The sequence below is a fragment of the Methylosinus sp. LW4 genome (genome assembly GCF_000379125.1).
Taxonomy (GTDB): domain Bacteria; phylum Pseudomonadota; class Alphaproteobacteria; order Rhizobiales; family Beijerinckiaceae; genus Methylosinus.
The window spans coordinates 784,194-802,877 of sequence record NZ_KB900626.1 but is presented as its reverse complement, the minus strand read 5'-3'; the positions used below and the strand labels follow the sequence as shown (position 1 = coordinate 802,877).

Here is an 18,684-nt window from a genome sequence, read left to right as displayed (position 1 = left end):
ACCTCGACGCAGGTCCGCGGCCTCACCGCAACGCAGATCGGCGGCCTGTCGGCGAGCTATCTCGACGCCATCGACGCCGGAGACTTCTCGACCAGCCAGATCGCCGCGCTCGACGCCACGGTCACAGGCAATCTCTCGACGACCCAGGTCGGCAATCTCTCCGCCGCCCAGATCGGATCGCTCTCCGCCACCGCCTTCGGCGCGCTGACCTCCACCGAAGTGCAGGCCTTCACCTCCACCCAGCTCGCCGGCCTCACCGCGACGCAGCTGGGCAAGCTCACCACCACTGCGCTGTCGAACCTCTCCACCACGCAGGTCACTGACCTGACCTCGACGCAGGTGCGCGGCCTCACCGCCACGCAGCTGGACGGGCTGTCGGCGAGCTATCTCGACGCCATCGACGCCGGCGACTTCTCGACCTCGCAGATCGCGGGCCTCGACTCGACGGCCGTCGGCAATCTCAGCTCGACGCAAGTCGGGGCGCTGACATCGGCGCAGATCGGCGCGCTCTCGGCGACATCGATCAACTCGCTGACCACCACCGAGATCGACGCTCTGAGCAGCACCCAGGTCGCCGGCCTGACCAAGACGCAGATCGGAGCGCTCAGCACGGCGAACTTCACCGCCCTGACCTCGACGACGGGCATTCCGTCGCTCTCCACCTCGGCCATCGCCGGCCTCACCACCACGGAGATCGCGGCGCTCAGCACGACCCAGGGCAACGCCTTCACGACAACCCAGATTCAGGCAATGTCCGTGGATCAAGCTATCGCGCTCGTGTCTCTCATCGGCTGACGGCGAGGGGCGCGAGACGCGGTGACTTTCGTCACCCGTCCGCAACGACGCTCCGGGCGGCATCGCCCGGGCGCCGCCCTCTCGAATGGACGTCGACATGACCACGCAGCCGAACGAATCGGAGACCGCCCTCGCGCTGTTCCAGGCAGCGATCGAAAAATCCTACTCGCGCAAGCTGACCATCGCCGATCTGTTCACCGCCGCCGCGCAATTGAAAGCGCTGGGGCTCGATCGGCGGGCGGCCGAGCTCTACAAGCATTGGATCGCCTTCAACGCCGACGATCCCGTCGTCTATGCAGCCTATTTCAACTATGCGACGGCTTTGGCCGACTCGGGCGATCGCCCGGGCGCGATCAATGCGCTGCGCGAGGCGATCCGCATCCAGCCGGATTTCCAGCCGCCCTATATCAATCTCGGGCGGCTGCTCGAGGATTCCGGCCTCGTCGGCGCGGCGGTCGCGCAATGGATGGCGCTCATCGAGCGGACCCCCGCCGTCAATGGCGACTCGGTCGCGCATAAGCTCAGCGCGCTACAGCAGACCGGGCGCGTGCTCGAGAGCCTCAACAAGGACGAGGCCGCGGAAGACGCGCTGCGGCAAATTCTGGAGATCGATCCCAAGCGGCAGGAGGTCGTGCAGCATTGGATCGCGCTGCGCCAGCGCCAATGCAAATGGCCTGTCGTTCTGCCCTCCGAGCATGTGAACCTCGCCGATCTCGCCAATGGCATATCGTCGCTGTCGCTCGCCAATCATGCCGACGATCCAATGTTCCAGCTCGCCAAGGCGCATCATTACGAGAAGCGCTCCATCGGCCGGCCCAAACGCGGGCTGCGCCCGGCAGAGCCGAAACGTGCGCGCAAGCAGCGGTTGCGTATCGGCTATGTCTCCTCCGATCTGCGCGAACATGCGGTCGGCTTCGCCATGACGGATGTGCTGGAGTCGCATGATCGCGCGCATTTCGAGATCTACGCTTATTATTGCGGCATCGCGCGCAATGATCCGACGCGCGAGCGCATCGCCGCGGCCGTCGATCGCTGGACCGACATCAATGGAATGGACGATGAGACGGCGGCGCGAAAAATCGCCGCGGACGAGATCGACATTCTCGTCGATCTCAACGGCTACACAAAGGATGCGCGCACCAAGGTGTTCTCGCTGCGGCCGGCGCCGATCATCGTCAACTGGTTCGGCTTCCCCGGCACGATGGGCAGCCCCTATCATCATTACATCATCGCCGATCCGGTGATCATTCCCGAAGGCGCGGAGCTCTACTACTCGGAGAAGGTGGCGCGGCTCGCCTGCTACCAGCCCAATGATCGCAAGCGCGTCGTCGCGCCGCAGCGCCCGACGCGCGCCGAAGCGGGATTGCCGGAGGACGCCTTCGTCTATTGCTCGCTCAACGGCATGCAGAAGCTCACCGCCCTCACCTTCGATCGCTGGGCGCGCATTCTGACGGCGGTTCCCGGCAGCGTGCTATGGCTGCTGACCGGCACGGAGCAGACCAACGCCCGCGTGCGCGCGGAGGCGAAAGCGCGCGGCGTCGCGCCGGAGCGCATCGTCTTCGCCGAGAAGATGGCCAATCCGCATCATTTGGCGCGCTATCCGCTCGCCGATCTCTTTCTCGACAACTTCCCCTATGGCGCTCATACGACGGCGGCGGACTCGCTGTGGATGGGCGTGCCGATCGTCACCTTCGCCGGCCGCAGCTTCGCCTCGCGCGTCTGCGCCAGCCTGGTGCGCGCGGCGGGCGTCGGGGAGCTCGCCTGCGCCAGCGCGGAGGATTACGTCGCGCTCGCGATAGAGCTCGGCAAGGACAGGCGCAAGCTCGCGGGCCTGCGCGACCGGCTCGCCAATGTGCGCGAGACATCGCTGCTCTTCGACACGCCGCGGCTCGTCGGCGATCTCGAGCAGCTCTATCGCGACATGTGGCGCGACTATGAGAATGGCGAGCTGCCGCGGCCGGATCTGCGCAATCTCGACATCTATCACGAGATCGGGCTCGACCTCGATCTCGAGAAGATGGAGCTGCTGAGCGACGCCGATTATCACGCGCTCTATCAGCGCAAGCTGGCGGAGTGGGACGCCGCCTATCCGATAGAGCCGGACGCGCGCATGTGGCGGCCGCGCTGAGCGCGCGGCCGTGTTCCCCCACTCACTCGGCGAGCATTCGCTTCAGCAGCTCGATGACCTCGGACAGGCTCTTGTCCTTGGAGGCGAGCTCCTCGACCTTGCGCACGGCGTGCAGCACGGTCGTATGGTCGCGTCCGCCGAAGCGCCGGCCGATCTCCGGCAGCGAGCGCAGCGTCAGCACCTTGGACAGATACATGGCGATCTGCCGCGGACGCACGACATTGGCGGTGCGGCGCGAGGAGAGAATATCCGCGCGCGAGATATTGTAGTGGCTGGCGACGAGCTTTTGAATGTCGTCGATCTTGACGCGCTTGGGCTCGGCGCTGCGCACGAGATCGCGAATGGCGTTCTCCGCCGTCTCGACGCAGAGCGGCGCGCCGTTCAGCGTCGAATGGGCGAGCAGGCGATTGACGGCGCCTTCGAGATCGCGGCCATTGGTGACGATGGTCTTGGCGATATAGGACATGACCGCCGGCGGCACATGGAAATTGGGCTGCGCCTCCTGCGCGGCGGCGATGCGCGCCTCCAAAATCTTCATGCGCAATTCTTCGTCGAGCGGGCCGATGTCGACGCAGAGGCCGCCCTTGAAGCGCGAGAGCACGCGCTCGTCGAGAGTCTCGAGGTCGGAGGGCGGACGATCGGCGGCGACGACGACCTGCTTGCCGGCGTCGATGAGCGAGTTCAGCGTGTGGCAGAACTCCTGCTGAATGGACTTGCCCTGCAGAAATTGCACATCGTCGATAATGAGCACGTCGATGTTGCGCAGCCGCTCCTTGAAGGCGATCGAATTCTGCTGAGACAACGCAGAGACGAAGCCGCTCATGAATTTCTCGGCGGTGAGATAGAGCACGCGGCGCTTATTGTCATTGGCCGAGCGCGCCACCGCCTGCAGAAGATGCGTCTTGCCGAGTCCGACGGCCGCATGCGTGTAGAGCGGATTGAACAGCGGATGCTCGCCGGGGCGCGCGTCGGCGACGCGACAGGCGGCCGCATAGGCGAGCTGGTTGGAGGGGCCGACCAGAAAGGTCGAGAAAGACAGACGACGATCGAGCGGCGAGCCGCCGAAAGACTCGCCGTCGCCGCGCGCCGCGGGGCGCATCGGCGCCTTGACGGGTTGCGCCTCCGCGCGCTCGACGACAATGGCGGCGGGCGCCGGCGGCGCCTTCTCGACCACGGCGCCGGAAACGGCTTCCGCATCACGAGCGCGCGGACGGCGCGTCGGCGAGCGCACGTCGATGACGACCTGCTCCAGCGAGGTGAATTCGGCGCACAGCCGCGTGCGGATGCGATCCGCATAGTGAGACTGAATCCAGCTCTTCAAAAATTTCGTCGGCACCGTCAGCAGCGCTGCGCCATCCTTCAGACCTTCGAGCTCCAGCCGCGCGAACCAGGAGCTGTAGACGGCCTCGCCGAGCTCGGCGCGCAGCCGCCCGCGCACGCGCTCCCATTTCTGCCGGGCTTCCGCCGACAGCTCGCTGGAATTCGACTGGTCATCGCTATTATCGGACATGGCTTTCTTTCGCGCTGAAGACGAGTCGAGGCGCGGCGCCGCGACAGCGTCGTCATAGTGAAGCGGATAAATTGGTCGGTTTCGATCGATAGGCGCGATCGACGCTCTAGAGGACGCTTACGGCCGGCTCGGCGGACCCACGGAATTTTCGCCGAGGTCGAAGGGACTTCGTCCGTCCTTTCGACTGCGACCTCGCGGCTCGCAGCGCAGCGCTGCGTCGTCGCTCGGTCTCGTGTCGGCTCGCCGCCCAAAAGCCATCACATCACCCCTACATCCGCGATGAGCAAGCTCGTCGCGGTCCTGATAATCGGATCTGAAGATACGCAGACAGAAACGCACCTAGCGGCTATCGGCCGATGCATTCGTGGTGTGGTCGACGCATTCGTGGAACGCGTCGGGCAGTCCATCGCAGAGAAGGTGTCACCCGAAGGCTTACATGCGTCTACTCACCCATCCAAGCGACGCCGCTCCTCAGCGCCACGCCACATTTCGAACCTACACGCCCGCTTTTGCGCGCGCAACGATGGTCGAGCCGCAGAATGCGCCGAACGTCGCCGCATCGCCGCCGCAGTCACGCTCTTCGCCTGGATAAAGTCATGATTCGTCGTTCAGAAAAATTTACGACGGTCGGAGGCGTGATGCGGCGATCTTCACATTGTCGTAGCGCGCGCGTTAACGAACAGGGCGTGTCAAGCCCGGCGAGCGTTGGCGACGCAGCGGGCCTTTAACGCAATTAACTGTTTTTAAACCGTATACGCTGCGCACAAGAAAAGCGTGTGAAAAAAAATCTCACACTACGAAGACTAGCGGAGTCGGTTTGCCCGCGCGTCGAAATATTACGCAGAACGCAAAAAAGCCCGGCGGAGCCGGGCTTTCGAAACACGCCGTTTGCGCAAGAAAAGATCAGGCCGAAAGAGCCTTCACGCGCGCCGTGAGACGCGAGACCTTGCGCGATGCGGTGTTCTTGTGAATGACGCCATGCTGGGCGGCGCGCATCACGACCGGCGCGACGCTCTTGAGCACGGCGGCGGCCGTCGCGGCGTCGCCGCTGGCGATCGCCTCTTCGACCTTGCGGACCTGCGTGCGCAGCAGGCTGCGGCGCGCGCGGTTGACGGCCGTGCGCCGGGCGATCTTGCGGACGGCCTTTTTGGCCGAGCTGGTGTTGGCCATCTTTTTTCCTTCGACGGTCGAGGCGTGAGGCGGGGTCGCCGCCCAAAAAAGCAAAGCGGCCGCGAAATCGCGGCCAGTTCGCCGGCCTTATACGCGGGCCGGCGTCGTTTCGTCAATGGCCGGGCCATGGGCCGAAGGGAGCGGCGCTCAGCGATGCTCGAATTTGGGCGGGCGCTTCTCGATGAAGGCGGTCATGCCCTCCTTCTGATCATGCGTCGCGAACAGAGAATAGAACAATCTCCGCTCGAAACGCACGCCCTCCGAAAGCGGCGTCTCATAGGCGCGCTCGACCGCCTCCTTGGCCATCAGCACGGCCGGCAGCGACAGCGCGGCGATCGTCCGCGCGCTCTTCAGCGCCTCTTCCACGAGCTTGTCCGCTGGCACGATTCGGGCGACGAGGCCGCAGCGCTCCGCCTCCTCCGCGCCCATCAGCCGGCCGGTGAGCACCAGTTCCATCGCCTTGGACTTGCCGATGGAGCGCACCAGCCGCTGGGTGCCGCCGGAGCCGGGAATGACGCCGAGCTTGATCTCGGGCTGGCCGAACTTGGCCGTGTCCGCGGCCAAAATGAAATCGCACATCATGGCGAGCTCGCAGCCGCCGCCCAGAGCATAGCCGGCGACGGCGGCGATGACGGGCTTGCGCGCGCGCGCCACGCCGTCCCAACGCGCCAGGAAATCGTCGAGATAGGCTTCGGCGACGGTCTTGTCGCGCAGCTCCTTTATGTCGGCGCCGGCGGCGAAGGCCTCCGCCGAGCCGGTCAGCACAACGCAGCCGATTTGAGGATCGGCCTCGAAATGCGCCAGAGCGTCGGCGACCTCGCCGATCAGCCGCGCATTCAGCGCATTCAGCGCGCGCGGCCGGTTGAGCCGCAGCAGAGCGACGCGATCATGCGTCTCGATCTCGATCGTCTCGTAATCCAAGGCCGCCTCCTGCTTTTTCGTCGCCATCATGCGCCCATCAAATTTCGAAGTCGCCCTCATTCGCCTCGATCTCGCCGAGGCCGGCGGCGACCGCGCGCCCATGCAGCTCGTCCAGCGTGATCGTATCGAGCCTGGCCAGCGCCTGGCGCTCCGCCTCCGCGAAGACGGGATCGACCGCCAGCGTCAGCAAATGCGGCTCCTCGCCGTCCTGCGCGCCCTCCTCCGCGCGCAGAGCGACGCGCACGATCTCGCCCACATTGAGACGGCGACGCTCGCGCGCCAGCTCATAGCCGCCGGCGGGGCCGCGCACGCTCTTCAAAATGCCGGCGCGCACCATGGCCTGCAGCATGCTCTCGAGATGCCGCGGCGGCAGATCGTGACGCGCCGCCAGCGCACGCGACGACACCGGCCGCGCCCGCGCATGCAGCGCGATGTCGAGCGCCGCCAGCACGGCGAGACGCGCGGGACGCGGCAGCAGGCTCATGCGTCTCCGCCCTCGCTCACCCCCGTGGAGCCGAAGCCGCCGTCGCCGCGCGCGGTCTCCTCCAGCGCTTCCGCCGTCTCGACTAGCTCGACATGCTCATAGCGCGCCACCACGAGCTGCGCGATGCGCATTCCGCGCGAGATCTCGAACGGATGCGTCCCGAAGTTGACCAGCAGAACCTTCACCTCGCCGCGATAGTCGCTATCGATGGTGCCGGGCGCGTTGAGCACGCTGACGCCGAATTCCAGCGCCAGGCCGGAGCGCGGCCGCACCTGCGCCTCATAGCCCGGCGGCAGCGCCAGCGAGAGGCCCGTCGGCACCAGATCGCGCGCGCCGGGCTCCAGCACCAGCTTGCCGCCGGACGCGATCGCCGCGCGAAGATCGAGCCCCGCCGCGCCGGCGCTGGCGTAAGCGGGAAGCGGCAGGCCTTCGCCATGCGGAAGGCGGCGGATGGCGATCTTGGTCACGGCGTCTCTCCCAGCGTTTCGGCGATATGCGCGATGAGCCGCGCCGCGACCTCAGTCTTGTCCAAGCGCGGCCAGGGGGCGACGCCGGCGCGCGAGACGAGATGAACCTCGTTGCTGTCGGCGCCGAACACGCCGGCGCCGACGTCATTGGCGACGATGAGATCGCAACCCTTGCGCGCGAGCTTCTCCTGCGCATGGAAGAGCACGTCGCGCGTTTCCGCGGCGAAGCCGACGACCAGCGCCGGCCGCCCCTCGCGCCGCTGCGCGACGCTGGCGAGAATATCCGGGTTCTCGCGCAGAACCAGCGTCGGCGGCGCGCGCGAGGCACCCTTCTTGATCTTGTCGGCGGAAGGCTCGACGCGCCAATCGGCGACGGCCGCGGCGCCGATGAACACATCGGCCGGCAGCGCCGCCTCCACCGCCTCGAGCATTTGCTGCGCCGTCTCGACATGGCGCGCGGCGACGCCATTCGGATCGGCGATCTCGACCGGGCCGCTGACCAGAGTGACGCGCGCCCCGGCCCGCGCCGCCGCCGCGGCGATGGCGTGGCCCTGCTTGCCGGAGGAGCGGTTGGAGAGAAAGCGCGCCGGATCGATCGGCTCGCGCGTTGGCCCGGAGGTGACGAGCACATGGCGCCCGGCGAGCGGCCCCCGCCCCGCGACGGCGGGAAGCGGCAAGACCGTATCCTCGCGCAGCGCGGCCTCGATCGCCGCGACGATGGCGAGCGGCTCCGCCATGCGGCCGGGGCCAAATTCGCCGCAGGCCATCTCGCCCTCCTCCGGCCCGACGAAAAGCGCGCCGTCGCCGCGCAGCGTCGCGACATTGCGCTGCGTCGCCGGATGCAGCCACATGCGCAGATTCATCGCCGGCGCCAGCAGCGCCCTCTTGTCGGTGGCGAGCAGCAGCGTCGTCGCCAGATCATCGGCGAGCCCCTGCGCCATGCGCGCCAGAAGATGCGCCGTCGCCGGCGCGACCACGACGAGATCGGCCTCCCGCGAGAGCCGGATATGGCCAATCTCCTGCTCGTCCATGAGCGAGAAGAGGTCGTCATAGACGCGCTCGCCCGAGAGGCTGGCGAAGGACAGCGGCGTGACGAAACGCGCCGCCGCCGCGGTGAGCACGACGCGCACGAAGGCGCCGCGCTCGCGCAGCCGGCGAACCAGCTCCAGCGCCTTATAGGCGGCGACGCCGCCGCCGACGACGAGCAGAATGCGCTTGCCCGAAATTCTCTGCGGATCGGAAGACACCAAGCGACGGCTCCGCTGCTATGAGAGGCGAGGAGATTACTCTTTTTCGCGGCGGCCCGGAAAGAGCGCCGGTTTTCCAAATGCAGGCGATCGCGCAGAGCCGCCTCCTCGCCCTCATGCTGAGGAGCCCGCGAAGCGGGCGTCTCGCACGAAGGGCGAGTTCCAGCAGGCGGCGCCGACGGCTTCCTCGTCCTTCGAGACGGCGGCTTCGCCGCCTCGTCAGGATGAGGAAACCTTCACCCCGATCTCCTCCCGAGAAGCCGTATCCCGTTGCTGCGCCATGGTCTATATTCGCGCGCGCAGGAATGAGGGAAGGGATGTCGGACTATTTGGACAAGGTGAATCGCATTCCGATCTCGGCCGATCTGCTCGGCGAGGTCATGGACATGCTGCGCGCGCTTCCCGTCGAGGAGCGCTGGGCCTCGGGCTCCCGCTCGTCCCGGCTCTACGACATGCTGGAGCGCCGCGGGCTGACCGACACGGCCGACATCGTCGCCGTCGCCATAGACCTGCGCGTCACCGCTCTGCTGCGCCTCCAAAGCCTCGATGCGCTACGCGGCTGGACGACCCCGGGCGGCGGCCTCGGCGCCAGTCTCGTCCACCCCGATCTGCTGAAAGCCGCCGCCGCCGAGCCGCTGATCGAGGAGGCCGACGGCGAGGCGAGCTTCGACGTGGCGAGCTTCCGCCTGCGGCTGCTGGCGGGCGCGGAGGTTTATGGGCGGGCGTGAGGAGGTGTGGGCAAATCGAGATAATGGCGAATTTGTTGCCCCCCTCCCGAACAAAGCCCGCTATCCTCGCCGTCGATTCGAGGTGCTTCCAGTTCATCGCAGAACTCGTCTTCGGCGCCTCTAGCTCGAGCGGGGCCGGGATATGAGGGTAGGCGCAGCACACCGTTCCCAGCCAGAACAAGAGGACATGTTTCGCGCCGACAGCGGAATCGTCTATCCGGTCGCGCCTGTCCAAAAAGGCTTTCAACTGCAATACGCGCACCCGCGCGGGAGGCTTTATCAAGGCGACTCTGTCGAATGGCTGAAGTCACTCGAGGCGGATAGCGTCGACCTCGTTTTTGCCGACCCTCCCTACAATATCAAAAAGGCGAATTGGGATACTTTCGAAAGCCAGGAGGAGTATATTCGCTGGTCAATGACGTGGATCGAGCAAGCAGCTCGTGTGCTCAAGCCGACCGGCTCGTTATACGTCTGTGGTTTTTCAGAAATCCTCGCGGATCTGAAACACCCTTCGTCCAAATATTTTGCGCATTGTCGCTGGCTTGTCTGGCATTACAAGAACAAGGCGAACCTCGGCGGCGATTGGGGACGTTCGCACGAAAGCATCATGCATCTGCGCAAATCGGACGCTTTCAAACTGAATATTGACGACGTGCGCGTGCCATATGGTGCGCACACGCTGAAATATCCTTCTCACCCGCAAGCCGAGACGAGCGCATACGGAAAAGGAAGCAAGAAGCACAGAGACAATTGGCTGCCAAATCCGAAGGGCGCCAAGCCCAAAGACGTTTTCGATATTCCTACGACATGCAATGGAATGGGAGAAAAGACTCCGCATCCGACGCAGAAGCCCGAAGAGCTTTTGCGTAAGCTCGTCCTCGCATCGTCAGAACAAAATGCGCTGGTGATCGACCCGTTTTCAGGTTCGGGAACGACAGTTGTCGTCGCGGAACAGCTTGCGCGGCGCTGGATGGGTTGCGACTTGGACGCAACCTATAACGGATGGGCGATCGAACGCATCAAGGGCGTGGTTCGAATGCCTGTCGAAAGCTGGATCGAAAATGACAGGAAAATCGCCGAGCGGAGGGAATCCATTCGATGAGTCTGGCTGATTTGATTGCATATTCTACGGATAAAGAGCGCTTCCAATCTGTCGAGAGCTATGTCGATTTTTGTAGGCGTTATCTAGCTTTTGTCGAGCACGGATTACAAGCCCGCATCGTGTCGCAGAATGAAAGCCATTATCAATTTTTCCAATATCGGCAAGAAGGCGCTTACAATATCACGCGCCCAATAAATTCAAGGCTGATGTACGAGGCGACGGACTTCGATATTGCCGCTCGAAGATTCAAGGAGACGCTGTACGAGCTCAAAGATGGCGGCAAACCTGCAAGCACTTCCCGCGAAAATGTCATACGGACAATATACACTTTGCAACAAGCTATAGGCGCAGCGCTGGACGCATTGCCCGCTGGACGCTCGAACCAAGCACGGAAAATAAATGGAGACTTGTTCGAACGCCTGATCCGACTCCTGCTCATTGACCTGAACGTCGATTGCGTTTCAGGAACCGTTCAAGTGCCTGTGCGCGACGATGATGGCGTAGAGCTTTTCCGGTCGAGCTATCAGCATGATTTGCTCATAAGCAAGCAGGGCGAATTGAAGATCATCGGCTCCGTAAAGACGTCGAGCAAAGACCGCATCGACAAGGTATTCATGGACAAATTTCTTTATAACCGCCTAACCGACACACAAACGCCCCACATCGCCATTTTTCTAAATGACGTTCAGAGGAAAAAAGGCGCAAAAGAAAGCCGATATGGAATTAGCGCTACGTTCTTGCCGGGTCATTTCAAGGCATACACCATCAAGCTGAATGCCCTTGACGGCGTATATTATTGCGATATTCGTCCAAATATGCTTTCGGATGCTGTGCTAGCCCGGAGCATCAAAACTATCGATCATCTATTTTACTCTGATCTATGGTCCCTACTGCATAGACATGGGAAAAAATTGGATGATGTATCAATCGACGAGTCCGAAGACAGCGATAACGAGTAGGCCTGCGGGAGCCTCGAAATCCTATTCCACGACAGACTGAATCGAGACGCTGCCGGCAAGAGGCTCGCCACCCCCTCCCCCGCTAGCCCTCCGCCCCCCGCCGTGGCAAAGCGTCCCGCATGACGCCCGGCCCCTCCCCCGCGATTCTCGCCCCCATGGCGCGGCGGCTGCAGCTCGCCGATTATCGCTCCTATACCGCGCTGGATTGCGCGATAGAGGCGCCGCTGGTGGCGCTCACCGGCGAGAATGGGGCCGGCAAGACCAATATTCTCGAGGCGCTGTCGCTGTTCTCGGCCGGGCGCGGGCTGCGCGGGGCGGAGCTGTCCGATTGCGCGCGGCGGCAGGGCTCCGGCGGTTTCGCGGTCTCGATCGAGCTTTCCGCCGACGGCGCCGTCACGCAGCTCGGCCATGGGCTGGAGCCGGCCAGCGGCGAGCAGAGCGCGGCGCGGCGCTTTCGCATCGACAGGGCGCCGGTCTCCTCCGCCCGCGCTTTCGCCGATCATCTGCGCCCTCTGTGGCTCACGCCGGCGATGGATGGGCTGTTCGCCGGGCCGGCGGGCGATCGTCGGCGCTTTCTGGATCGGCTGGCGCTCAGCCTCGACGCCGAGCATGGCGCGCGCGCGGCGAAGCTCGAGCGCGCGCTGCGCAATCGCAACCGTCTGCTCGCCGAGGAGACCGCCGACGCCCGCTGGCTGGACGCCGCCGAGCGTGAGATCGCCGCGCTCGGCGTCGCCGTGGCGGCGGCGCGGGGCGAGACCGTGCTGCGGCTGCGCGCACTCATCGCGCGAGAGCGCGACGACAGCTCGCCCTTTCCCTGGGCCGAGGTTTCGATAGAGGGGGAGCTGGAGCGCATGATCGGCGAGGAGCCGGCGCTGCAGGTGGAGGATCGCTATCGCGCGCGGCTCGCCGCCGCCCGCCGCCGCGACGCCGCCGCCGGCCGCACGCTGGAAGGCCCACAGGCGAGCGATCTCTGCGTGCGCCACGGCCCCAAGGACGAGGCGGCGCGCGCCTGCTCCACCGGCGAGCAGAAGGCGCTGCTGGCCGGTCTCGTTCTCGCCCACGCCCGTCTGGTGGCGGCGACCACGGGGCGCGCGCCGCTGCTGCTGCTGGACGAGGTGGCGGCGCATTTCGATCCGCTGCGGCGCGAGGCGCTCTACGCCGAGCTGGAACGCATCGGCGGACAAGTGTGGATGACGGGCGCCGACCCGGAAGTGTTCGCTTCGCTCGGCGGCCGCGCGCAGCTGCTGCGCGTCTTTCCGGGCCGCATCGAGCGCACGATGTGAGTCTTTCGTGTGGCTCCCAAAAAAGGCCGCATTCGAGGCCCTGAACAGACGCGCCCCGGCCCCTAGAGCGCTATCCGATCCAATTGGATCGGATAGCGCTCTAAACTTCTCTCGTTAGGCGCGAATTCTGATCGATCGAACGATTCCGTTCGATCGGAAAGCGCGCTAGGGTCCGGGGGAAAACGTAGCCGCCGAACGATCGAAGAAGCGCATGCGCGAGCCGAATGAAATCGATTTTTGGCGCGGCTTCGCTCTCGTCACCATTTTCATCAATCACATTCCGGGGATTTTCTTCGAGCGCCTCACCTTTCGCAATGTCGCGATCTCCGATTCGGCGGAGCTGTTCGTGTTTCTCGCCGGCTGGGCGCTGCGCAAGCTGGCGGACGGGCCGGCGCGGACGCTTTCGGCGCGCTATCTGATCCTGCGGCTCGAGGGGCGCGCCTTCACCGTCTATCTGGCGCAGCTGGTGATCGCGCAATTGGCCGTCGCGCTGCAGGCCGGCACCTCGCTGCTGCTGGACGCGCCCTTTCTGCTCGACTGGAACAACGCCTCGGGCATTTTCACCGATCCGGTGCGCGCCAATCTCGGCCTCGTGCTGCTGACCTTTCAGCTCGGCTATTTCGACATTCTGCCGCTCTATGTCGTGCTGATGCTGGTCTCGCCGCTGATCGCCCTCGCCTATCGCCATGCGCGAGCGCTGCTGCTGCCGGCCTCGCTCGCCATCTGGGCCTATGCGCTGGCCTTCGGCGTCAACTTCCCGACATGGCCGGTGGAGGGCGCCTGGTTCTTCGATCCGCTGGCCTGGCAGCTCGTCTTCGTCCTCGGCTTTCTGCTCGCCGGCGAGGATGGGATCGGCGGCCTCGTGCGCCGCTATCGCAAGCCTCTGTGGTGGGCGGCGCTGCCGATCGTGCTGCTCGGCGTCGCCGCGGCGCGGACCGAATTCGATCCCTCGCCGATCGCTCTGCCGGAGCCCAAGCTGTTCTTCGTCTTCGACAAGACCTTTCTGTCGCCGGCGCGGCTGCTCTCCAGCCTGGCGATCGTCGCTGTCTTCGCGGGCTCTTTCGGCGCGATCTCGCGAGGCGTTCCGCGCATCGCGGATTTTCTTTCTACGCTCGGCCGCAATTCGCTAAATGTATTCTGCGCCGGGTCTCTGCTGAGCCTCGCCGGGCAGATCTTCCGCTTCGCCTATGGCGGAGATGTTGTAAGCGACGCTTTTATCGTTATGTTCGGCATCGTTGCGATGGGGGCGACCGCATGGGCTTCGGAATGGCGCGAAAGGCTGCGGGCAAAATCCGCGCGGGTTCCGGCGTAGCGCTGGCGCTCGCGGCGTCGCTCGCGCTCGCGCAAGAACGCGCGCCGGAGTCCGCGCCGCCGTCCGAGGCGCCGCCGCTCAGTCCCGCCTGCGAGGCGCCGGCCGGCGACATTGCCGCGCCGGCCATGCTGCCGCATTTCGCAAAGGCGCTGCGCGACCGCAAATCGGCGCGCATTCTCGCCATCGGCTCCTCCTCCACCTCGGGCGTCGGCGCCTCCTCCGACGCCAAGAGCTATCCGGCTCAGCTCGAGGCCATTCTCGAGGGCGCGCTGAAGGGCGTCGACGTCATCGTCGAAAATCGCGGCGTCGCCGGCGAGGTGGCGGCCGTCACCGCCGAGCGCATCAAGAGCGAGGTGGCGCGGGAGAAGCCCGATCTCCTGCTCTGGCAGCTCGGCACCAATGACGCGCTGGTGCGCATCGCGCCAGACGAGTTCGAAAATACGGTGCGCTCGACCATACGCTGGCTGAAGGCCAATGAGATCGACGTCGTTCTCGTCGGCCTGCAATACAGCTCGCGCTTCTCGCGCGACGAGGAATATTTCGCGATCCGCAATGTGCTGCAGCGCGTGGCCACGGCGGAGAACGTCGCCTATGTGCGCCGCTATGACGCCATGCGCTTCATCGCGCAGAACCACGCCAATCTGCAAATGATGTCGCGCGACAATTTCCACCTCAACGATCTCGGCTATCAATGCATGGCCGAGCATATTGCGCGAGCGGTGATCGTCGGCGTCTTCGCCAAGCGGCGCCCGAGCGGGAATTGAAGGCGCTCGTCGGCGCGAGGCGAAAGCCGCGGCGCCGACGAGCGACGAAGCGTCAGAGCCGCTTCAGCCCTTCCTCGAAGCTGATGGACTCGAAGCGCTGATCATATTTGGCGGCGCCATCGGCGAGCGTGTCGATCTTTTCCGCCGTGTCGTATTTCTTCATCTTCGTCTTATCGAGATAGAGAAGCTCGATCAGCTCATTGTAGACGGAGGTGTCGTCGATCGGCAGAACATAGAGCGGCACGCCCTCTATGCTGATCTCATAGCGCGAGGCGCGGTCGAGATCGGAGACATAGATGAAATATTTGCCCTCCGGCTTCGCGCTCGCGCCGAGCGCCGCGACGAGAGCGGGAAGCTCGCGAAACGAGGCGAGCGATCCGGCGAGAAACGACAGCGCCGCCTCGCCTTCCTGCGCCGTGGCGTGGACTCCCTCCAATGCGAGCAGCGGATCGAGCGTGACGGCGAATTCGCCGCGAAAGCCGAAGCGGCCGGCGTGATGCGTCGCTCCCTTGTGGCTGGGCTTCAAGAGCCGGCCCTCGGCGTCGAGGCGCTGGAAGGCGGTCGTTTCGATAGACGTCATGTTCGGCTTTCGCTATCCGCCCCTTCTCGAAACATTCGAGACCGTGACGGTCGATTGAGAAGAGGGCTGTCGAGACGGCGTTCGCGCCGCAGCAGGCGCGCCAAAGCGGACGCTGACGCGTCGCGGGCTCGATCATGGAAGAAAGATTACGAGGACGGCTCTCGTAAGATCGCGCGAGATCGTCCTGTTCAGAAGGCGCAGCCGCGGAACCGACAAAAATGTCGGCTTTCGATCCACGCGACGACATTCGTCGCTCCTCGGCAATACTGAAGCAAGTCCTGCGCCGCGGGGATGACGGGCGAGAGCGCGCTCACCATTCGATCGGCGCGCGCCCATGCGCTGTGAGATAGGCGTTGGCCTTGGAAAAATGCCTGCAGCCGAAAAAGCCGCGCGCCGACAAGGGCGAAGGATGCGCGCTCTCGAGCACCAAATGCTTGGAGCGATCGACGCCCGCGCCCTTCTGCCGCGCGTAATTGCCCCAGAGCAGAAAGACGATTCCCTCGCGCTCGCGCGAGAGCGCCTGCACGGCGGCGTCGGTGAAGCGCTCCCAGCCCTTGCCCTGATGCGAGCCGGCGGCGCTGTCGCGCACGGTGAGCGTGGCGTTGAGCAGCAGCACGCCCTGCTGCGCCCAGCGCGAGAGATCGGGATCGCGCGAGACGGGCCGCCCGAGATCGCTCTCGATTTCCTTGAAGATGTTCTGCAGCGAAGGCGGCGGCGGAATGTCGCGGCCGACGGCGAAGCACAGGCCATTGGCCTGGCCGCGGCCGTGATAGGGGTCCTGGCCGAGGATCACCACTTCGACGGCGTCGAAGGGACATTCGTCGAAGGCGCGGAAAATCTGCTTGGCCGGGGGATAGACCGGAGCGCGGGCGTATTCCTCGCGCACGAATTGGCGCAGAGCGTCGAAATAGGGCTGCTCGAATTCCGCCGAAAGGCGCAGCTTCCAGCTCTCGTCGATCTGCACGGGTTTGTTCATATCCGCCAAGCTAACATGCATCGGCGCCGGACGAGAACCCGGCCGTGTCGCAAAAACGCGCCGATGATGTTTCAAACATCATATTGGCGATGTAAAACATGTCTGCTAATATATGAAGCGTGAGCATATGAGATGATCACCGCCGCTCAATTGCGCGCCGCACGGGCGCTGCTCGGCATAGATCAGAAGAAGCTGGCCGAGCTTTCCGGCGTCTCCCTGCCGACCATACAGCGCATGGAGGCGAGCGACGGCAATGTCCGCGGCGTGATCGAGACGCTCACCAAGGTCGTCGAGGCGCTGAACGAGGCCGGCGTCGAGCTGCTGGGCGAGAACGCCCGCAGCGAAGGCGCCGGACGCGGCGTGAGGCTGCGCCGTCCCGGCCCGCCCAAACCGACGGCATAGGATTAATCGCGACGACGACCGCCGACTTCGCGCCGACGATCCCGCCGCTCCTCGATCAAAGGAGCCAGTGTTGAGAGATCGACGTTTTCGCCAGCCGAGCTTCATCGAGCTGTTCACGCCCAAGCTCGTCACCATTTTGCGCGAAGGCTACGGCCTCGCCGATCTGCGCGCCGACGCCATCGCCGGCCTCACTGTGGCGATCGTCGCTCTGCCGCTCTCCATGGCTTTCGCCATCGCCTCGGGGCTCAGCCCGGATCGCGGGCTCTATACGGCGATCATCGGCGGATTTCTGGTCTCCCTGCTCGGCGGCAGCCGTTTCCAGATCGGCGGGCCGGCGGGCGCCTTCATCGTTCTCGTCTTCGCCATCGTGCAGCGTCAGGGCTATGACGGGCTCGCGCTCGCCACCATGATGGCGGGCGTCATTCTCTTCGCGATCGGCCTGCTGCGCTGGGGCACCTACATAAAATACATCCCCTTTCCGGTGACGGTCGGCTTCACCGCCGGCATAGCGGTCATCATCTTCGCCAGCCAGCTCAAGGAGATTTTCGGCCTCTCCCTCGCCAATGAGCCGGCTGCGCTCGGCCCGAAGCTCGCGGCCCTATGGGAGGCGCGCGCCACGCTGAAGCCGGCGACGGTCGGCGTCTCGGCGCTGGCGCTGGCGATCATCCTCGGCCTGCGGCGCTGGCGTCCGAGCTGGCCGGGAATGCTGATCGCCGTCACGGTCTGCGCGGCGGCGACGGCGGCGCTGCATCTCGACATAGAGACCATCGGCTCGCGCTTCGGCGGCGTGCCGAGCACGCTGCCGGCGCCGGCGGTCCCGCATTTCGATCTCGCGCGGCTGCGCGCGCTGCTGCCGGACGCGCTGACCATCGCCGTGCTCGGCGCGATGGAGTCGCTGCTCTCCGCCGTCGTCGCCGACGGCATGAGCGGGCGACGCCATCGCTCCAATTGCGAGCTCGCGGCGCAGGGCGTCGCCAATGTGGTGGCGCCGCTGTTCGGCGGCATTCCGGTGACGGGAACCATCGCCCGCACCGCGACCAATGTGCGCTCCGGCGCCAAAGGCCCGGTCTCAGGGATGCTGCATGCGCTGTTCCTGCTCGGCTTCATGCTGATCGCCGCGCCGCTGGCGGCCTATATTCCGCTCGCCTCGCTCGGCGCCGTGCTCGCCGTCGTGTCCTGGAACATGGCGGAGAAGAAGGAGTTCGTCGCTCTGTTCCGCGCCTCGCGCGGCGACGCTCTGGTGCTGGTCTCCACCTTCCTGCTCACCATTTTCGAGGATCTGACCGTCGGCATAGGCGTCGGCGTGACGCTCGGCGCCTTCCTCTTCCTGCATCGCCTCGCCGAGAGCGTCGAGGTGCAGACGGGCGAAGCCTTTCTCGATGAGGATCAGGCCGATGATTACGGCGGCCATCGCCCCGCCTATGATTCCGCCGCCGCCTCCGACGCCGAGGTGATGGTCTATAAGATCAGCGGCGCGATCTTCTTCGGCGCCTCGGCGACGGTGAGCGCGGCGCTGGACGAGATCGGCCGCTACCCGAGCGTCTTCATCTTCGATTTCAGCGAGGCGCCTCTGGTGGACAGCACGGCGGCGCGCGCGCTGGAGAGCTTTGTCGCGCGGCTGCGAAAGGCGGGAACGGTGGTTTGCGTCGCCGGGGCGCGGCCCGCCGTGCGTCGGGCGCTGCTCTCAGCCGGGCTACACGAGCCGGAGACGCTCTACGCCGGCACGGTCGCCGATGCGCGCCGCCGCGCCACGGCGCCGCAGCCGCCCGAAAATCACGCCCCTCGGCTGAGCCGCGCCGCCCTGCCCGGCCGAGCGTGAGGCGCGCGGCAAGAGGTTTGCTTGGCCAGTCAGCCGA

Annotated in this window: 17 protein-coding genes and 1 pseudogene; 10 read left to right on the top strand and 8 right to left on the bottom strand. The window is 65.2% G+C overall.

What is annotated here, in order from left to right; translation table 11 throughout:
* Together METLW4_RS0104010 and METLW4_RS0104005 are read left to right on the top strand one after the other, a co-directional pair.
* A pseudogene (locus METLW4_RS0104010) lies at positions 1-795 on the top strand (hypothetical protein); the annotation flags it as partial.
* Between the two features lie 97 nt (positions 796-892).
* Positions 893-2,923, top strand: coding sequence for an O-linked N-acetylglucosamine transferase, SPINDLY family protein (locus METLW4_RS0104005; protein WP_157234886.1), 2,031 nt, complete (start codon positions 893-895; stop codon positions 2,921-2,923).
* A 22-nt stretch (positions 2,924-2,945) separates the two neighbouring features.
* Here METLW4_RS0104005 and dnaA read toward each other — a convergent pair whose 3' ends face one another.
* From dnaA to coaBC, 6 genes are all read right to left on the bottom strand, one after another.
* Positions 2,946-4,433, bottom strand: a complete 1,488-nt coding sequence (gene dnaA / locus METLW4_RS0104000) for a chromosomal replication initiator protein DnaA (protein WP_018264914.1) — start codon at positions 4,431-4,433, stop codon at positions 2,946-2,948.
* Positions 4,434-5,336: 903 nt separating this feature from the next.
* Positions 5,337-5,603, bottom strand: a complete 267-nt coding sequence (rpsT, locus tag METLW4_RS0103995) for a 30S ribosomal protein S20 (RefSeq protein WP_024879343.1) — start codon at positions 5,601-5,603, stop codon at positions 5,337-5,339.
* Between the two features lie 147 nt (positions 5,604-5,750).
* Positions 5,751-6,524, bottom strand: a complete 774-nt coding sequence (locus tag METLW4_RS0103990) for an enoyl-CoA hydratase (RefSeq protein WP_026191223.1) — start codon at positions 6,522-6,524, stop codon at positions 5,751-5,753.
* Positions 6,525-6,561: 37 nt separating this feature from the next.
* The gene (locus METLW4_RS0103985) at positions 6,562-7,008 is read right to left on the bottom strand and encodes an RrF2 family transcriptional regulator (protein WP_018264911.1); all 447 of its coding nucleotides are present in this window, start codon (positions 7,006-7,008) and stop codon (positions 6,562-6,564) included.
* Positions 7,005-7,475: a dUTP diphosphatase gene (gene dut / locus METLW4_RS0103980; RefSeq protein ID WP_018264910.1), complete on the bottom strand. Its 471-nt coding sequence runs from the start codon at positions 7,473-7,475 to the stop codon at positions 7,005-7,007. Before dut ends, METLW4_RS0103985 begins: the two co-directional genes overlap by 4 nt.
* A complete protein-coding gene (gene coaBC, locus METLW4_RS0103975; protein ID WP_018264909.1) occupies positions 7,472-8,725 on the bottom strand; it encodes a bifunctional phosphopantothenoylcysteine decarboxylase/phosphopantothenate--cysteine ligase CoaBC in 1,254 nt (417 codons plus the stop codon). The genes dut and coaBC overlap by 4 nt, the downstream gene beginning before the upstream one ends.
* A gap of 314 nt (positions 8,726-9,039) precedes the next feature.
* Between coaBC and METLW4_RS0103970 the strand changes: the two genes are divergently transcribed.
* The 6 genes from METLW4_RS0103970 (at position 9,040) to METLW4_RS0103940 (ending at position 14,870) form a co-directional block, all read left to right on the top strand.
* Positions 9,040-9,450 (top strand): hypothetical protein, encoded by a 411-nt coding sequence (locus METLW4_RS0103970; RefSeq protein ID WP_018264908.1) that lies wholly within the window; start codon positions 9,040-9,042, stop codon positions 9,448-9,450.
* A 187-nt stretch (positions 9,451-9,637) separates the two neighbouring features.
* Positions 9,638-10,552 (top strand): DNA-methyltransferase, encoded by a 915-nt coding sequence (locus tag METLW4_RS0103960; RefSeq protein WP_018264906.1) that lies wholly within the window; start codon positions 9,638-9,640, stop codon positions 10,550-10,552.
* Complete coding sequence (locus tag METLW4_RS23950; protein ID WP_051079615.1) at positions 10,549-11,511, top strand: hypothetical protein; 963 nt, start codon at positions 10,549-10,551, stop codon at positions 11,509-11,511. Before METLW4_RS0103960 ends, METLW4_RS23950 begins: the two co-directional genes overlap by 4 nt.
* 119 nt (positions 11,512-11,630) lie before the next feature.
* Positions 11,631-12,794, top strand: a complete 1,164-nt coding sequence (gene recF / locus METLW4_RS0103950) for a DNA replication/repair protein RecF (protein WP_043331691.1) — start codon at positions 11,631-11,633, stop codon at positions 12,792-12,794.
* Positions 12,795-13,005: 211 nt separating this feature from the next.
* Entirely contained in the window at positions 13,006-14,106 is a 1,101-nt protein-coding gene (locus tag METLW4_RS0103945) for an OpgC family protein (RefSeq protein ID WP_018264903.1), read from the top strand.
* Positions 14,061-14,870, top strand: coding sequence for an SGNH/GDSL hydrolase family protein (locus METLW4_RS0103940; RefSeq protein ID WP_157234884.1), 810 nt, complete (start codon positions 14,061-14,063; stop codon positions 14,868-14,870). Before METLW4_RS0103945 ends, METLW4_RS0103940 begins: the two co-directional genes overlap by 46 nt.
* 52 nt (positions 14,871-14,922) lie before the next feature.
* Here the strand turns inward: METLW4_RS0103940 and METLW4_RS0103935 are convergent, their stop codons facing one another.
* Both METLW4_RS0103935 and ung read right to left on the bottom strand, forming a co-directional pair.
* Complete coding sequence (locus METLW4_RS0103935; protein ID WP_018264901.1) at positions 14,923-15,450, bottom strand: hypothetical protein; 528 nt, start codon at positions 15,448-15,450, stop codon at positions 14,923-14,925.
* 310 nt (positions 15,451-15,760) lie between these two features.
* The gene (ung, locus tag METLW4_RS0103930; protein WP_020493709.1) at positions 15,761-16,426 is read right to left on the bottom strand and encodes a uracil-DNA glycosylase; all 666 of its coding nucleotides are present in this window, start codon (positions 16,424-16,426) and stop codon (positions 15,761-15,763) included.
* Between the two features lie 132 nt (positions 16,427-16,558).
* Between ung and METLW4_RS0103925 the strand changes: the two genes are divergently transcribed.
* Together METLW4_RS0103925 and METLW4_RS0103920 are read left to right on the top strand one after the other, a co-directional pair.
* Positions 16,559-16,828, top strand: coding sequence for a helix-turn-helix domain-containing protein (locus METLW4_RS0103925; RefSeq protein WP_018264899.1), 270 nt, complete (start codon positions 16,559-16,561; stop codon positions 16,826-16,828).
* Between the two features lie 70 nt (positions 16,829-16,898).
* Positions 16,899-18,647, top strand: coding sequence for a SulP family inorganic anion transporter (locus METLW4_RS0103920; protein WP_018264898.1), 1,749 nt, complete (start codon positions 16,899-16,901; stop codon positions 18,645-18,647).
* Positions 18,648-18,684 lie beyond the last annotated feature (37 nt).

What these genes read in the sequence shown, in the direction of transcription:
- METLW4_RS0104005 (WP_157234886.1), top strand. Translation starts at nt 893, where the DNA reads ATGACCACGCAGCCGAACGAATCGGAGACCGCCCTCGCGCTGTTCCAG.
- dnaA (WP_018264914.1), bottom strand. Translation starts at nt 4,433, where the DNA reads ATGTCCGATAATAGCGATGACCAGTCGAATTCCAGCGAGCTGTCGGCG.
- rpsT (WP_024879343.1), bottom strand. Translation starts at nt 5,603, where the DNA reads ATGGCCAACACCAGCTCGGCCAAAAAGGCCGTCCGCAAGATCGCCCGG.
- METLW4_RS0103985 (WP_018264911.1), bottom strand. Translation starts at nt 7,008, where the DNA reads ATGAGCCTGCTGCCGCGTCCCGCGCGTCTCGCCGTGCTGGCGGCGCTC.
- METLW4_RS0103970 (WP_018264908.1), top strand. Translation starts at nt 9,040, where the DNA reads ATGTCGGACTATTTGGACAAGGTGAATCGCATTCCGATCTCGGCCGAT.
- METLW4_RS0103960 (WP_018264906.1), top strand. Translation starts at nt 9,638, where the DNA reads ATGTTTCGCGCCGACAGCGGAATCGTCTATCCGGTCGCGCCTGTCCAA.
- METLW4_RS23950 (WP_051079615.1), top strand. Translation starts at nt 10,549, where the DNA reads ATGAGTCTGGCTGATTTGATTGCATATTCTACGGATAAAGAGCGCTTC.
- recF (WP_043331691.1), top strand. Translation starts at nt 11,631, where the DNA reads ATGACGCCCGGCCCCTCCCCCGCGATTCTCGCCCCCATGGCGCGGCGG.
- METLW4_RS0103945 (WP_018264903.1), top strand. Translation starts at nt 13,006, where the DNA reads ATGCGCGAGCCGAATGAAATCGATTTTTGGCGCGGCTTCGCTCTCGTC.
- METLW4_RS0103940 (WP_157234884.1), top strand. Translation starts at nt 14,061, where the DNA reads ATGGCGCGAAAGGCTGCGGGCAAAATCCGCGCGGGTTCCGGCGTAGCG.
- METLW4_RS0103935 (WP_018264901.1), bottom strand. Translation starts at nt 15,450, where the DNA reads ATGACGTCTATCGAAACGACCGCCTTCCAGCGCCTCGACGCCGAGGGC.
- ung (WP_020493709.1), bottom strand. Translation starts at nt 16,426, where the DNA reads ATGAACAAACCCGTGCAGATCGACGAGAGCTGGAAGCTGCGCCTTTCG.
- METLW4_RS0103925 (WP_018264899.1), top strand. Translation starts at nt 16,559, where the DNA reads ATGATCACCGCCGCTCAATTGCGCGCCGCACGGGCGCTGCTCGGCATA.